General features: G+C 74.1%; 11 protein-coding genes and 1 pseudogene. 8 read left to right on the forward strand and 4 right to left on the reverse strand.

The window, feature by feature from the left end; translation table 11 throughout:
- Positions 1–8: 8 nt before the first annotated feature.
- Positions 9–1,391: an NsdA family TPR-like regulatory protein gene (locus tag IE287_RS00785; protein WP_189846901.1), complete on the forward strand. Its 1,383-nt coding sequence runs from the start codon at positions 9–11 to the stop codon at positions 1,389–1,391.
- Between the two features lie 143 nt (positions 1,392–1,534).
- Positions 1,535–2,956 (forward strand): hypothetical protein, encoded by a 1,422-nt coding sequence (locus IE287_RS00790; RefSeq protein WP_189846902.1) that lies wholly within the window; start codon positions 1,535–1,537, stop codon positions 2,954–2,956.
- Positions 2,957–2,974: 18 nt separating this feature from the next.
- Here the strand turns inward: IE287_RS00790 and IE287_RS00795 are convergent, their stop codons facing one another.
- The gene (locus tag IE287_RS00795; protein ID WP_189846903.1) at positions 2,975–4,276 is read right to left on the reverse strand and encodes an ABC transporter substrate-binding protein; all 1,302 of its coding nucleotides are present in this window, start codon (positions 4,274–4,276) and stop codon (positions 2,975–2,977) included.
- A 203-nt stretch (positions 4,277–4,479) separates the two neighbouring features.
- Between IE287_RS00795 and IE287_RS00800 the strand changes: the two genes are divergently transcribed.
- Together IE287_RS00800 and purU are read left to right on the forward strand one after the other, a co-directional pair.
- Entirely contained in the window at positions 4,480–4,923 is a 444-nt protein-coding gene (locus IE287_RS00800) for an SCO4402 family protein (RefSeq protein WP_444545977.1), read from the forward strand.
- Positions 4,924–4,981: 58 nt separating this feature from the next.
- A complete protein-coding gene (gene purU, locus IE287_RS00805; protein ID WP_189846905.1) occupies positions 4,982–5,833 on the forward strand; it encodes a formyltetrahydrofolate deformylase in 852 nt (283 codons plus the stop codon).
- 86 nt (positions 5,834–5,919) lie between these two features.
- On the opposite strand, the pseudogene IE287_RS00810 reads toward purU, so the two are convergent.
- Positions 5,920–7,144: pseudogene (locus tag IE287_RS00810) on the reverse strand (maleylpyruvate isomerase N-terminal domain-containing protein).
- Positions 7,141–7,719 (reverse strand): sigma-70 family RNA polymerase sigma factor, encoded by a 579-nt coding sequence (locus IE287_RS00815; protein ID WP_189846906.1) that lies wholly within the window; start codon positions 7,717–7,719, stop codon positions 7,141–7,143. Before IE287_RS00815 ends, IE287_RS00810 begins: the two are co-directional and overlap by 4 nt.
- A gap of 204 nt (positions 7,720–7,923) precedes the next feature.
- Between IE287_RS00815 and IE287_RS00820 the strand changes: the two genes are divergently transcribed.
- A complete protein-coding gene (locus tag IE287_RS00820) occupies positions 7,924–8,388 on the forward strand; it encodes an STAS domain-containing protein (protein WP_189846907.1) in 465 nt (154 codons plus the stop codon).
- On the opposite strand, the gene IE287_RS00825 is transcribed toward IE287_RS00820, so the two are convergent.
- Positions 8,360–9,898, reverse strand: a complete 1,539-nt coding sequence (locus IE287_RS00825; protein ID WP_189846908.1) for a class I adenylate-forming enzyme family protein — start codon at positions 9,896–9,898, stop codon at positions 8,360–8,362. The genes IE287_RS00820 and IE287_RS00825 overlap by 29 nt on opposite strands.
- A gap of 119 nt (positions 9,899–10,017) precedes the next feature.
- Here IE287_RS00825 and IE287_RS00830 point away from each other — a divergent pair, with 119 nt between their 5' ends.
- The 3 genes from IE287_RS00830 to IE287_RS00840 are packed head-to-tail and all read left to right on the forward strand — an operon-like array spanning position 10,018 to position 13,213.
- On the forward strand, positions 10,018–11,208 hold the full coding sequence (locus IE287_RS00830; RefSeq protein WP_189846909.1) for an amidohydrolase family protein: 1,191 nt from the start codon (positions 10,018–10,020) through the stop codon (positions 11,206–11,208).
- Complete coding sequence (locus IE287_RS00835; protein WP_189846910.1) at positions 11,208–12,341, forward strand: acyl-CoA dehydrogenase family protein; 1,134 nt, start codon at positions 11,208–11,210, stop codon at positions 12,339–12,341. Before IE287_RS00830 ends, IE287_RS00835 begins: the two co-directional genes overlap by 1 nt.
- 8 nt (positions 12,342–12,349) lie before the next feature.
- Positions 12,350–13,213, forward strand: a complete 864-nt coding sequence (locus IE287_RS00840) for an acyl-CoA dehydrogenase family protein (protein ID WP_189846911.1) — start codon at positions 12,350–12,352, stop codon at positions 13,211–13,213.
- Positions 13,214–13,473 lie beyond the last annotated feature (260 nt).

Here is a 13,473-nt window from a genome sequence, read left to right on the forward strand (position 1 = left end):
TTCCACTCATGGCAGCCAGGCCACTCGTGCCACGACAGCCCAACGAACGGCTCCAGGCGCTCATCCAGGAGGCCGCGTGTTCCAACGCCGGCCTCGCCCGCAGGGTCAACATGGTCGGCTCGGAGCGCGGTCTCGACCTGCGGTACGACAAGACCTCGGTGGCGCGCTGGCTGCGCGGCCAGCAGCCGCGCGGCAGGGCGCCCGGCATCATCGCCGAGGCCATCGGCCGCAAGCTGGGGCGCGCGGTGACGATCGACGAGGTGGGGATGGCCAACGGCCGGAACCTCGCGGCGGGCGTCGGCCTCCAGTTCGCGCCGACCGTGCCCGGCGCCATCGAGCAGGTCTGCGAGCTGTACCGGAGCGACGTGGGCCGCCGGGAGTTCCTGACCGGGTCCTCGGTCGCCGCCTCCGCGCTCGTGGAGCCCAGCCGGGACTGGCTGATCACCGGCGCGGACGCCCAGGTGGCGCGCACGGCCGGGGCCCGGGTCGGCCGCTCGGACGTGGCGGCGGTGCGGGAGACGACGGCGGCCCTCGTCGAGCTCGACCGGCGCTTCGGCAGCGGGCACGTCCGCCCGGTGGTGGTCCACTACCTCGACAGCGTGGTCTCCGGGATGCTCTCGGGCTCCTACCGGGAGGCGGTGGGCCGGGAGCTGTTCGGCGCCGTGGCCCGACTGACCGAGCTGGCCGGGTACATGGCCGTCGACACGGGCGAACCCGGCCTGGCGCAGCGGTACTACATCCAGGCGCTGCGGCTCGCCCAGGCGGCCGGGGACCGGGGGTACGGCGGCTACGTGCTGGCCGCCTCCATGAGCCATCTGGCGGCGGAGCTCGGGAACCCCCGGGAGATCGCCCAGTTGGCGCGCGCCGCGCAGGAGGGCACCCGGGGGCGGGTGCCGCCGCGGGCCGAGGCGATGTTCCTGGCGGCGGAGGCGCGCGGGCACGCCCTGATGGGGGACGCGCTCGCCTTCGACGCGGTGGCGGGACGGGCCGAGCACGCGCTGGAGCGGGCCGATCCGGAGTCCGGTGATGACCCGGTGTGGATCGCCCACTTCGACGGGGCGTACCTCGCGGACGAACTGGCGCACTGCTACCGGGACCTGGGGCGCGCCGACCACGCGGCCCTGGCGGCGGAGCGGGCGCTCGACGGGCATCCGGAGGGGCGGGTGCGGCGGCGGGCGATCGGCCTGGCCCTGCTGGCGGCGGCCCAGGTGCAGCAGCGGGAGGTCGAGGAGGCCTGCCGGACGGGCACGCGCGCGCTCGAACTGCTCGGCACCCTGCGGTCGTCGCGCGGCGCGGAGTACCTGGAGGACCTGAGGGACCGCCTGGAGCCGTTCGCGGGCGAGCCGGTGGTCCGCGAGTTCGAGGCGCGCCTGGGAGCGCACGCGGCCTGAGCGCGCGACCGGGCGGCGGACGGCCGATCGGCGGGCCGGGTTCCGTGCGAAGGGTGTTACCGGGCTCACACGTGTGTGCGGAGCCATGGGCGCACCCGGTAGCGTGACCCGACGATTCCGTAGGTCCATCAGTAGGAGTCCCGGTGACGCAGAACGGACAGGGTCCGGAGCAGGGGGGCGCTCAGGCGTGGGGCGGTGCCTGGGGGCCCGCGGGCGGCCCGCCCCAGCCGGGCGGGCAGCCGCTGCCCCCCGCGCAGCCCCTGCCGCCCGAGGCGCCGCCCGCCGGTGATCTCCAGGCCACGCAGTACATAGCCCCGGTCCCGGCGCAGCCGCCGGGCGCGCCCGGCATGCCGCCGGCCGGTCCGCCGGCCGGGTACGGCTACCCGCCGCCGGTCGCGGACATGCAGGCGACCCAGCACATGGCGCCCGTGCCCGGGGGCGTGCCGCCGGTGGGCCCCCCGGCCGGGTACGGCTACCCGCCGCCGGTCGCGGACATGCAGGCGACCCAGCACATCGCGCCCGTGCCGCCGCAGGCCGGGCCGGGGGGCGGGGCCCAGACCCAGTTCCTGGGCACCGGACCGCTGCCGCAGCAGCCGCCCGCCCCGGCGGGGGCCTCGGACGCCACCCAGTACATCGCGCCGGTGCCGGCGGGGCCCGCGCCCGGCGGTCCGGGGACGACGCAGCCGCCCGCGGAGTTCGACAGCCTCTTCCGGGACTCGGCGCCCGCGCAGCCCGCGCCGCCGGCGTACCGGCAGCCGGCCCCGGCCCCGTACCAGCAGCACCCGCCGCAGCACCAGCAGCAGGCGTACCAGCAGCAGCACCACCAGCCGCCGCAGCCGCAGCAGTACGGCTACCAGCCGCCCGGCGGGCAGCAGGAGGCGTACTACTACGACGACCGGGACGAGCCGGAGCCCCCGCGGCGGAAGTCGCCGGTCGCGCTGATCGCGGCCGTGGTGGTGGGCTGCGCGGTCGTCGGTCTCGGCGTCGGCGCGCTGCTCAGCGGCGGCGACGAGGAGAAGGACCCCAAGGCGGGTCCGAGCGCCGTCCCGAGCTCGCAGGCGGCCGGGGCGGGCGACGGCGCCTCGGCGGAGCCGGAGAAGAAGGACGACCCGGCCGAGCCGCAGGCGAAGGAGCTGGACAAGCTCCTCGCCACCAGCAACGACAGCCGGGACGCGGTGATCAGCTCGGTCGAGGCGATCAAGCAGTGCAAGAACCTCGACAAGGCCGCCTCCGACCTGCGGGGCGCGGCCGAGCAGCGCCGGAGCCTGGTGACGAAGCTCCAGTCCCTCGGCGTCGACAAGCTCCCGGACCACCAGGCGCTGACGGCGGCCCTCACGCGCGCGTGGCAGGCGTCCGCGGCGGCCGACGACCACTACGCGGGCTGGGCCGACCAGATGAAGGCCAAGAACGCCTGCAAGGGCGGTCAGGCCAAGACGACCAACCGGCTCAAGGCGGCCGACGCGAAGAGCGGCGAGGCGACCGCGGCGAAGAAGGAGGCGGCCGGGCTGTGGAACCCGACCGCCGGCAAGTACGGACTGGAGAAGCGGGCCGCCACCCAGCTGTAGGCGGCGGCCCGGGGCGGCTCAGCCGCGGTTGGTGACGGTGGGGCCGACGTCGACGAAGCCGGGCTTCTGGGCGACGAGCCGGCCCTTCCGCACCACCTGGAACGTGACCTCGTGGTTGACGATCCTCGGGAAGTCCGGGGCGCCGAGCAGGTCCTCGTACATCCAGCGCAGCGGCGGGGTGAGGCCGCCGGTGTCCACGCGGGTGCCCTGGTCGAGGGCCTCGGAGATGCGCGAGGCGGTGATCGTGTCGGTGTCGAGCGACTCGATGACCTCCTTGAGGACGGTGTAGGCGATCCAGGTGGTCTGCACGCCGGTGTCGGTCGGGTCGACCCGGTTGTCGGCGAAGGCGTGCTCCCTGATGACCTTCCGCATCGGCTCCCAGCTCTTGTCGTCCGCCTCCGGGTACCAGCCGGTGACGTAGGCGCCCTCGAAGGGGCTGCGGGCGCCGCCGGTGCGGTCGATGACGGGCTGGCCGACGCTGCCGAGGACCGACGAGATCCGGACGTTTCCGCTCTCGTCGCCGTCGCCCCCGCTTCCGCCGTCGTCCGCGCGGCCGCCGGACCCGGTCTCCGGGAGCCGGCGGAAGGAGTCGAAGAAGGTCTGGGTCCGCTCGCCGAGCACGGCGGCGACGCAGCCGTCGTCGCCGCCCGCCTTCTCCCGGGCGCGGGTGGCCTGCGCGGTGTACTCGGTGGCGTCCTCGACGGCCGGGATGTCGACGGCGCCGCGCTTGCTGGCCTTCTTCAGCCCGGCGTCGAGGAGCTTGGGCAGCCGGTCGCCGGCGAGGGTGTCGGGGCGGACCAGGGAGACCCGCCGGCAGTCCTCGGCGAGCTGCATGCCGTGTCCGGCGACGAGCGAGGCGAGGCCGCCGTTGACGGGGTACGAGAGGGGGCTGGTGAACTCGTCCTCGGTGACGCCGTAGCCACCGATGTAGGGGATGCCGGCCGCTTCGAGGGGGGCCATGAAGGCGCGGCCGTTCTGGCTGTACGAGCCCACGACGGCGACCGCGTTCTCGCGGTCCGCGCGGCGGGCGCACGCGGCGGCGCCGGCGGGGGTGTTCTGTTCGTTGCAGGTGAGGACGCGCAGTTCGTGCCCGTCGATGCCGCCCTCGGCGTTCACCCAGCGGGCGAAGGCCTGGGCCATGGCGGGCATGCCGGGCATGTTGGTCGCGCGCGTCTGGTCGGGTGCCCAGGTCATCACCGTGACGGGCTCCCTGGAGCCCCCCGTGGCACCAGGGAGCACGCCACACCCGGTGAGGAGCGACGCGCCGGCCGCCGCGGCGGTGACGGACGCGAGGAGAGAGGACAGTCGCCTACCGGTCATGGGCATGCACCCTTCCGGCTCACGGGTAACGCGGGAGTGTGCGGCGTTCAACGGAGGGTGACACGGAGGTGAATTACGGGGGTCGGGGCGCCTAAGAGGAGGGTGTGAGTCCGGTTGCCGGAGGGGGACCGTACGATCGAACGATGTCCAGTTCCGTCCCCGGTCCGGTTAACTCTTCCCGTCGCGGCCGTCGCTCCTCCACCATGGGCGGCATGCCGCTCAACGACATGCCGTGGTGGCGCTGGCGCACCAATGTGCGCTCGGCGCTGCACATGCTCTCCGACCCCGGGTTCCACCGGTCCGTCTGGCTCGCCGGCCAGGAGGGGTACGGGGACGTCACCGACGCCGTCTACCGGCTCGTCGAGGACACCTGGCTCGACAGCTGGTCCGCCGAGAAGTACGTCGGCGCGATCTTCCGGGACTCCGGCGAGGCCCAGCTCGTCGACGTCGCCGTCCTGCGGGTGCTGCGGATCCTGCACCAGGTGGGTCCCGACGCGCCCGTCTCCGCCTACCTGGAGCACCCCGGCTGGCCCGAGGCCGTCCGCGCGGCCCGCGAGGCGCACGTGCGCCTCGCGACCGCCGACGGGGACGACCCGGACGTGCCGCCGCGCTCCCTCGACGTCCTGAGGATCCTCACGCGCGCCTGACGTCCCGGTGGACGGACGGCGGTAGGGACCGGGCGGCGGGGTGTGGCACGCTGTCCGGATGACCGACCAGTACGTCCTCACCATCTCGTGCCCGGACAAGCAGGGCATCGTGCACGCCGTGTCGAGCTACCTCTTCATCACGGGATGCAACATCGAGGACAGTCAGCAGTTCGGAGACCGCGACTCCGGTCTCTTCTTCATGCGGGTCCACTTCTCGGCCGAGCCGCCGGTGACCGTGGAGAAGCTGCGGGCGAGCTTCGCGGCGGTGGGCGACTCCTTCCAGATGGACTGGCAGATCCACCGCGCGGACGAGCGCATGCGGGTCGTGCTCATGGTCTCCAAGTTCGGCCACTGCCTGAACGACCTGCTCTTCCGGTCCTCCATCGGGGCCCTGCCGATCGAGATCGTCGCGGTCGTCTCCAACCACACCGACTTCGCCGAGCTCGTCGCCTCGTACGACCTGCCCTTCCGGCACATCCCCGTCACGAAGGACACCAAGGCGGCCGCCGAGGCCGAGCTGCTGGCCCTCGTCGAGGAGGAGAACGTCGAACTGGTCGTCCTCGCCCGCTACATGCAGGTCCTCTCCGACGACCTCTGCAAGCGGCTCTCCGGGCGGATCATCAACATCCACCACTCCTTCCTGCCGAGCTTCAAGGGTGCCAAGCCCTACCACCAGGCGCACGCGCGCGGCGTGAAGCTCATCGGGGCGACGGCGCACTACGTGACGGCGGACCTCGACGAGGGGCCGATCATCGAGCAGGAGGTCGAGCGGGTCGGGCACGAGGTCACGCCGGACCAGCTCGTCGCGGTCGGGCGGGACGTGGAGTGCCAGGCGCTCGCGCGTGCGGTCAAGTGGCATGCCGAGCGGCGCATCCTCCCCAACGGCCGCCGCACCGTCATCTTCGCCTGACCCCCCTCGCCCTGCGGGACGCCTGCCCGCACGGGGGCGCGGTGGGGGTGCCGTTCCCGCGGTGCGGGGTGCCGTTCCCGCGGGGGTCAGAGGCGGCTGAGGGAGGCCGCGGCGGAGAGGACGTCGCGGATGGCCTCGCGGTCGCCGTCCTGCCCCGCCGCCGCCTCCTGCGGCGAGATGTGCCCCGCGATCAGCTGGCAGAACTCGACGCCGTCCATCGCGACCTGCGCGACCGCGTGGTCCGGCGAGCCGAGCGCGGCGGGCGAGTCCAGCGGGACGTACCAGTGGCCGCCGCCCGCCCCCTCGACCTCCAGGTGGAGCGAGCGCCCCGGCGCGCCCGCCGCGACGAGGTGGCGGGGCGGCGCCGCGAGGCCGGCGCGACGGCGGTGGGCCACCGCCGCCGGCAGGAGCCGGGCCGCCAGGTCGATCATGCCGTGCAGGTGCGGTCCGCTCGGCGGGTCGTAGGGGTAGGCGACGGCGTTCGCGATGTCGTCGGCGTGCAACCAGCACTCGAAGGCCCGCTCCAGGAGCGCGTCCTTCAGGGGCAGGGCGAAGTCGCCGTAGGTGACGGTCAGGTCGGAGACGCCGCGCCCCGCGAAGGAGACCGTGCGGACGAGCGCGTGGCTCTGGTCCCGCCACGGGGCCCGAAGGGAGCGGTTCGCGGGCCGGTCCAGCGCCTCCCAGAGGGCTTCGGTCCGCTCCGTCGGCGTCAGTTCCGGCACGTCGGGACCGAGCGGGTCGGCGAGTCCGAGCGCGCCCGACACCAGGCCGTCGACCGCGAGGAGGTGCCCGATGACCCCGGCGACGGTCGACTTCCGCCGCACCGGCCGGTCGTCCTCGTACCACTTGAGCCGGACCGGCGCGTGCCACTCCGACTCGCCGATGTCCCGCAGCAGGGCGTCGAGCCGGGCGGTCTCCGCGTCGTACGGCGTCGCCCACGCGGGCACCGGGATGCGGGCCGGGCGGCGGCCCAGGCAGTTCTCCAGGACCCGCGACCGCAGCAGCGGGTCGAGGTCCAGGTCCCGGTCCTCGTGCAGCAGGGTCACCGCGTCCCGCAGCCGCAGCGCCTCCTCCGCGCACGGCGCGCACGCGGTGAGGTGGTCCTCGACCGCCCGGGTCTCCGCCGCCGAGCACGCCGAAAAGTGCCCAGGCCCCGAGCAGGGACTTGAGCACCGTGTGGGAGAGCACCGGGGGCGGGTCCGCCGGGCCCGTCGCCCCCGTCAGGTCCGCGTGGTCGTCGGCGGCCTCCCGGGGGCCCGGTATCCAGGGGGCGCGTGCGAGGGCGTCGTCCTCGCCGTTCGCCCCCGTCACAGCGCCCGCCCGTAGCCGCCCGGCGGTCCGTCGAGGGGGCGGGCGTGGGCGGTGGAGAGGAGCTGGAGGCCGAGCCGGAGCCGGCGCCGGGCCTCCTCGTGGCTGATGGACAGGTCGGCGGCGGTCTGGCGGTAGTCCCGCCGCTGGAAGTACGCCAGTTCGAGCGCCTTGCGGAGCGGGGCCGGCATGGAGGTGACGATGTAGTCGGCGCGGGCCGCGACGGAGGCCCGGCGCACCTTGGCCTCCAGCTCCTCGGCCGAGCCGACGCCCGTCTCCGCGTAGGCCGTGGCCTCGGTCTGCCGCAGGCGGTGGACGGCCTGGCGCTGGGTCAGCCGGGCGACCCAGGAGCGCAGGTTGCCCTGCCGGGGGTCGTACGCGTCGGGGTTCTCCCAGATGTAGCCGAAGACCTCCCGGGTGACCTGGTCGGCCGCCTGGTCGTCGTCGAGGACGCGGTGGGCGAGGCTGTGCACGAGGGAGGCGAAGCGGTCGTACAGCTCGCCGAGGGCGGCGGCCTCGCCGCGGGCGAGGCGCTGCTGCATCCTGCGGTCCCAGCGCGGTGGTGTGTCGTTCGCCATCGAGCCCCTCCACCTTCCGCTTCCGCTGTCGTGCCTCGCCCGTCGTCGGTCCCCGTCCGGTCCTGCACCCCAAACTAGTCCGACCGGCCGACAACGCACGCCTGTTTGCCGCAAGTGCGGCCTTCACGCAGGAGCGGATGGTAAGGAAAGCGTCATAACCGGCTCGGGGGGTTTCGGCCAGGCCGACGGGGGCAGGCGGCGACCGTGACGACGATCGAGGCCGACGAGGACGACCGCGACGGATGGACCGTGCTGTGCCTGCGCGGTGAGCTGGACCTGATGACCTCGCCCGAGATACGGCGGCGGGTGCACGACGCCGTCGCCGCCGGGCGGCACGATCTCCTCGTCGACCTGTCCGGGGTGCGGTTCTGCGACTCCAGCGGCATAGGCGTGCTGGTCGCCACCCGCCGGCTGCTGCGTTCCTGCGGCGGGCGGCTGCGGCTGGTCCTCCCGGAGGCGGAGGAGGGGCAGAGCCACGTGAACCGGGTCTTCGCCGCCCTGGGCGTCACCCGCCTCTTCGAGGTGTACGGGGACGTGCCGGCGGCCCTGGCGGGCGGGCCGCCCGTCCTGCCGCCGGAGCCGGCGCCCGGCCCGGGGCCCGTCCCCGGTCCCGAGCCGGGGTCCGTCTCCGCGGCGGTGCCTACCCCGCTGCCCCGAACCGTTCCCTGAGCTTGTACTTGAGGACCTTCCGCAGCGTCTCGTTGCGCGGCAGGGCGTCCACCACCTCCAGCTGTTCCGGCAGCTTGTGGACGGAGAGCCCGGCCGCGCGCAGGAAGGCGGTGAGCTCCGGGAGGGTCAGCGGCGGGGCGCCCCCGGGCTGTTCGACGACCGCGCAGACCCGCTCGCCGCGCTCGGCGTCGGGGAGGCCGACGACGGCGGCGTCGCCGACGGCCGGGTGGGCGTGGAGCAGGTCCTCGATCTCCTTGGCCGAGATGTTCTCGCCCTTGCGGATGATGATGTCCTTGAGCCGTCCGGTGAGGACCAGGTGGCCGCTGGGCGTGAGGTGTCCGACGTCGCCGGTGACGAGGAAGCCGTCCTCGTCGAAGGCGGCGGCGGTCTGCGCCGGGTCGAGGTAGCCCCGGCAGACGGCCTCGCCCCGGAGCCGTATCTCGCCGCCGGCGGTGATGCGGACCTCCATGGCGGCGGGCGGCCGGCCCTCGGTGGTGGCGAGGTTCTCGGCGGTGTCCTCCGGGTCGCCCATGGTGATCATGGGGACCTCGGTCATGCCGTACCCGTGGGTGAGCTGGCAGCCGAGCTCCCTGCGGACGGCGTGGTAGACCTCGGGCGGCTTGGGGGCGCCGCCGCCGGCGAGCAGCCGCAGGGTGGGGATGACGGGTTCGCCGGGGTTCTTGCGCTGCTCGGCGAGGAACATCGAGTAGAAGGCGGTGGAGCCGCCGGCGACGGTGACGCCGTGGCGGCGGTACTCGGCGAGCGAGTCGGGCAGCGCGAACTGTTCGAGCATCACGGCGGGGAAGCCGTACAGCAGGAGCATCACCGTGTAGTCGGGCCCGGCGATGTGGGCGTAGGGGAAGGCCATCGAGCCGACGTCCTCGCCGGTGAGGCGGAGCGCGTGGGCGAGGCAGGCGCCGCCGGCGAGGAGCGAGCGGTCGGTGTGCAGGACGCCCTTGGGGTCGGAGGTGGTGCCGGAGGTCCAGTAGATCCAGCGGACGTCGGTGCCGGAGGCGGGCGGCGGGGGGAGCGTCGCCGGGTCGCCGTCGGGCAGGTCCTCGGGGGCGTACGCCTCGAAGATCCCGCGCGCGCCGAGCCGCCGGGCCATCGCGGTGTGGTCGAAGCCGCGCCAGACGCCGGGCACGGCGAAGTACTCGGCCTTCGACTCGCGCAGCGCGAAGCCGACCTCCTTGTCCCGGTAGAAGGGGATGACGGGGGTCTGGACGGCGCCGAGGCGGGCCAGGGCGAAGGAGAGCACGGCGGTCTCGACGCGGGTGGGCAGCTGCCAGGCGACGACGGTGCCGGGCCGGACGCCCAGGGCGTGGAGTCCGGCGGCGCAGCGTTCGGCGCGGTCGCGCAGGCCGGCGAAGGTGAGGACGCGGTCGCCCTGGAGCAGGACGGGCCGGTCGGGGCTGAGCCCGGCGCGGCGTTCGACGAGCTCCCAGAGGGTGCGGGACTCGCCCAGCGCCAGGGCCTGTGCGGTTTCGGTGGCGGTCACCCGGGACTCCATTCCTGACGAAGCGTCAGTTCGTGCGGAGAGCGTAAGGGGCCGGTCCTTGTCGGTCCAGACCCCCGCCGTTAGCCTGGCCTCATCAGGATCTGACGATCCATCAGATAAATGGAGGGGTCATGACGGAACTGCCCCGCATCATCAGCGTCGACGACCACGTGATCGAGCCCGCCCACCTGTTCGACACCTGGCTGCCCGCGAAGTACCGCGAGCGCGGGCCCAGGGCGCTCACCGCCGGGATCGGGGAGCTGGCCTACGTCGGCGGGAAGTACCAGATCACCATGGACCCGGACGGGCCCCCCGCCGACTGGTGGATCTACGAGGACCTGAGGTTCCCGTACAAGCGGAACATCGCCGCCGTCGGCTTCGACCGGGACGACATGACCCTGGAGGGCATCACCCGCGAGGAGATGCGGCGCGGGTGCTGGGACCCCAAGGCCCGCCTCGCCGACATGGACCTCAACCACGTCGAGGCCTCGCTCTGCTTCCCCACCTTCCCGCGCTTCTGCGGGCAGACCTTCGCCGAGGCGCACGACAAGGAGGTCGCCCTCGCGTGCGTGCGCGCCTACAACGACTGGATGGTCGAGGAGTGGTGCGGCGACAGCGGCGGCCGGCTGATCCCGCTGTGCATCATCCCGCTCTGGGACATCGGCCTCGCCGTCGCCGAGATCCGGCGCAACGCGGCCCGCGGAGTGAAGGCCGTGACCTTCTCCGAGATCCCCACCCACCTCGGCCTGCCCTCGATCCACTCCGGCTACTGGGACCCCTTCTTCGCCGTCTGCCAGGGGACCGGGACGGTGGTGAACATGCACATCGGCTCCAGCAGCCAGATGCCGGCCGCCTCCCCCGACGCCCCGCCCGCCGTCCAGGCCAGCCTCAGCTTCAACAACGCGATGGCCTCGATGATGGACTTCCTCTTCTCCGGGGTCCTCGTGAGGTTCCCCCGGCTCAAGCTCGCCTACAGCGAGGGCCAGATGGGGTGGATCCCGTACGCCCTGGAGCGCGCCGACGACGTGTGGGAGGAGCACCGGGCGTGGGGCGGGGTCCGCGACCTGATCCCCGAGCCGCCGTCCACGTACTACTACCGGCAGATCTTCTGCTGCTTCTTCCGCGACAAGCACGGCATCGCCTCGCTCGACGTCGTCGGCCGGGACAACGCCACCTTCGAGACCGACTACCCGCACGTCGACTCGACCTTCCCGCACACCAAGGAGGTCGCCCTCGACCACGTCCGGGGCCTCGACGACGAGACCGTCTACAAGCTCATGCGCGGCAACGCCATCCGCATGCTCGACCTGGGCATCGTCTGATGGACCTCTCCTACACCGGCGAGGAGGAGGAGTTCCGGGCCCGGCTGCGGGAGTGGCTCGCCGCCGAGCTGCCCGGCCTGCCGCCGCGGCCCGACCCCCTGGACTGGCCGGGCCGCAGGGCCTACGACTGCGGCTGGCAGCGGCGGCTCCACGACGCCGGGTACGGGCACGTGCACTGGGACGCCTCGCCGACCCGGCGGCTCATCTTCCTGGAGGAGACCGAGCGGGCCGGCGCGCCCTACGTCGGCGCCAACTTCGTCGGCCTCCTCCACGCCGGACCCACCATCGCCGCCGAGGGCACCGAGGAGCAGCGGGCCCGCTGGCTGGGGCCGGTGCTCCGCGGCGACGAGGTCTGGTGCCAGGGCTTCAGCGAGCCCGACGCCGGCTCCGACCTGGCCGGCCTGCGGACCAGGGCGGTACGGGACGGGGACGCCTACGTCGTCACCGGGCAGAAGATCTGGACCTCGCACGCCGAGGTCGCCGACTGGTGCGAGCTCCTCGTGCGGACCGACCCGGAGGCGCCCCGGCACCGGGGCATCAGCTGGCTCGCGCTGCCCATGGACGCGCCCGGGGTCACCGTCCGGCCGCTGCGGACGCTCGCCGGGTCCGCCGAGTTCGCCGAGCTCTTCCTCGACGAGGTGCGGGTGCCCGTCGGCAACCGGGTGGGGGAGGAGAACGACGGCTGGCGGGTCACCATGGTCACCCTCTCCTTCGAGCGCGGCACCGCCTTCGTCGGCGAGGTCGTCGCCTGCCGCCGTCTCCTCGGCGAACTCGCCCGCGCGGCACGGGAGAACGGCCGCTGGGACGATCCGGCGCTCCGCCGCCGGCTGGGCGGGCTGGCCGCCGGGTTCCAGGCCCTGTGGCGGCTCATCCAGCGGAACGTCAGCGAGGCGCAGGCCACCGGCGGCGTCCCCGGCGTCGGCGGCTCCGTCTTCAAGCTGCACTACTCGCACGCGCGCCAGGAGCTGTACGACGCCGCCGCCGAGGTGCTGGGCCCCGACGCCCTCGACCTCGGCCGGGAGTGGAACCTCGACCGGCTCTCCTCCCTCTCGTACACGATCGCCGCGGGCACCAGCCAGATCCAGCGCAACATCGTCGCCGAGCGGATCCTCGGCCTGCCGAAGGGGCGGTGAGCCGGACCGTGGACTTCCGACTGAGCCAGGACCAGACGGACCTCGTGCGAGGGGTGCGGGAGCTGCTCGCGGGCCGCTTCGGGCGGGACGCGCTGCGGGCCTCGGTCGACTCCGGGGCGCTCGACCGGGGCCTGTGGAAGGAGCTCGGCGACGCCGGGTTCTTCGCGCTGCGGCTGCCGGAGGCCGACGGCGGGGTCGGGCTCGGGCTGCCGGAGGCGGTCCTCGTCCTGGAGGAGGCGGGGCGGGCGCTGCTGCCGGGGCCGCTGGTCGCCACGCAGCGGGCCGCGGGGACGGTGCCGGGCGCCGCGGAGGGGCTCGCGGTGGTGACCGAGGTCTCGTCCGAGGGGCTGATCCCCTGGCGGGACGCCGCCGACGTGGTGCTCGGGCCCGCCGAGGGGGCCGTCCCGATGCGGTCGGTCGATCCGCTGACGCCGCTGCACCGGGTCTCCGGGACGCTGCCGGCCGCCCGGCCGGAGACGGTCCTGCTCACCGCCGCCGAACAGGTCGGGACCGCCGCCTGGTGCACCGACGCGGCCGTCGCGCACGCGCGGCGGCGGGAGCAGTTCGGGCGGCCCATCGGGGCGTTCCAGGCGGTGAAGCACCTCTGCGCGGGGATGCTCGTGCGGACCGAGCTGGCGCGGGCCGCCGTGCACGCGGCCGCCGTCACCGGGGACGCGGCGGAGATCGCCGGGGCCAAGCTGCTCGCCGACGACGCGGCCGTGGCCAACGCGCGGGACTGCCTCCAGGTCCACGGGGGGATGGGCTTCACCTGGGAGGCGGACGTGCATCTGCACCTGAAGCGGGCGTGGGTGCGGGCCGCGCTCGTGCTGCCGGGGGCGCGGGCGGCGGAGGAGGTGGCCGCGGCGCTCTGAGCCGGACCGCCGGGCCCGAACTGGTGACGGAGCGTGTTCGATTCGGCGGCGGCGTCGATATCGGGTTGTGTCCTTCGGGGGGTCGTCACGGGCCGGAGCGGGCTCCTCGCTCCGGTACTCTCCGTGGGATGCGAGTGCTTGTGAGGCCGGGTCGCGCCCCGCGTTCGACTCCCCGCCGCGTGCGTCGCACAGTATGGACCACGCGTACTCCTTCGCGCTGGAATATGCCCGAAGCGCTTGTTGCGGTGACTGTACGTCAA

This window comes from Streptomyces omiyaensis, assembly GCF_014650895.1.
Lineage (GTDB): Bacteria > Actinomycetota > Actinomycetes > Streptomycetales > Streptomycetaceae > Streptomyces > Streptomyces omiyaensis.

Coding starts and splice junctions, on each gene's coding strand:
- IE287_RS00830 (WP_189846909.1), top strand. CDS start 10,018: ATGACGGAACTGCCCCGCATCATCAGCGTCGACGACCACGTGATCGAG.
- IE287_RS00800 (WP_444545977.1), top strand. CDS start 4,480: ATGGGCGGCATGCCGCTCAACGACATGCCGTGGTGGCGCTGGCGCACC.
- IE287_RS00825 (WP_189846908.1), bottom strand. CDS start 9,898: ATGGAGTCCCGGGTGACCGCCACCGAAACCGCACAGGCCCTGGCGCTG.
- IE287_RS00795 (WP_189846903.1), bottom strand. CDS start 4,276: ATGACCGGTAGGCGACTGTCCTCTCTCCTCGCGTCCGTCACCGCCGCG.
- IE287_RS00785 (WP_189846901.1), top strand. CDS start 9: ATGGCAGCCAGGCCACTCGTGCCACGACAGCCCAACGAACGGCTCCAG.
- IE287_RS00835 (WP_189846910.1), top strand. CDS start 11,208: ATGGACCTCTCCTACACCGGCGAGGAGGAGGAGTTCCGGGCCCGGCTG.
- purU (WP_189846905.1), top strand. CDS start 4,982: ATGACCGACCAGTACGTCCTCACCATCTCGTGCCCGGACAAGCAGGGC.
- IE287_RS00815 (WP_189846906.1), bottom strand. CDS start 7,719: ATGGCGAACGACACACCACCGCGCTGGGACCGCAGGATGCAGCAGCGC.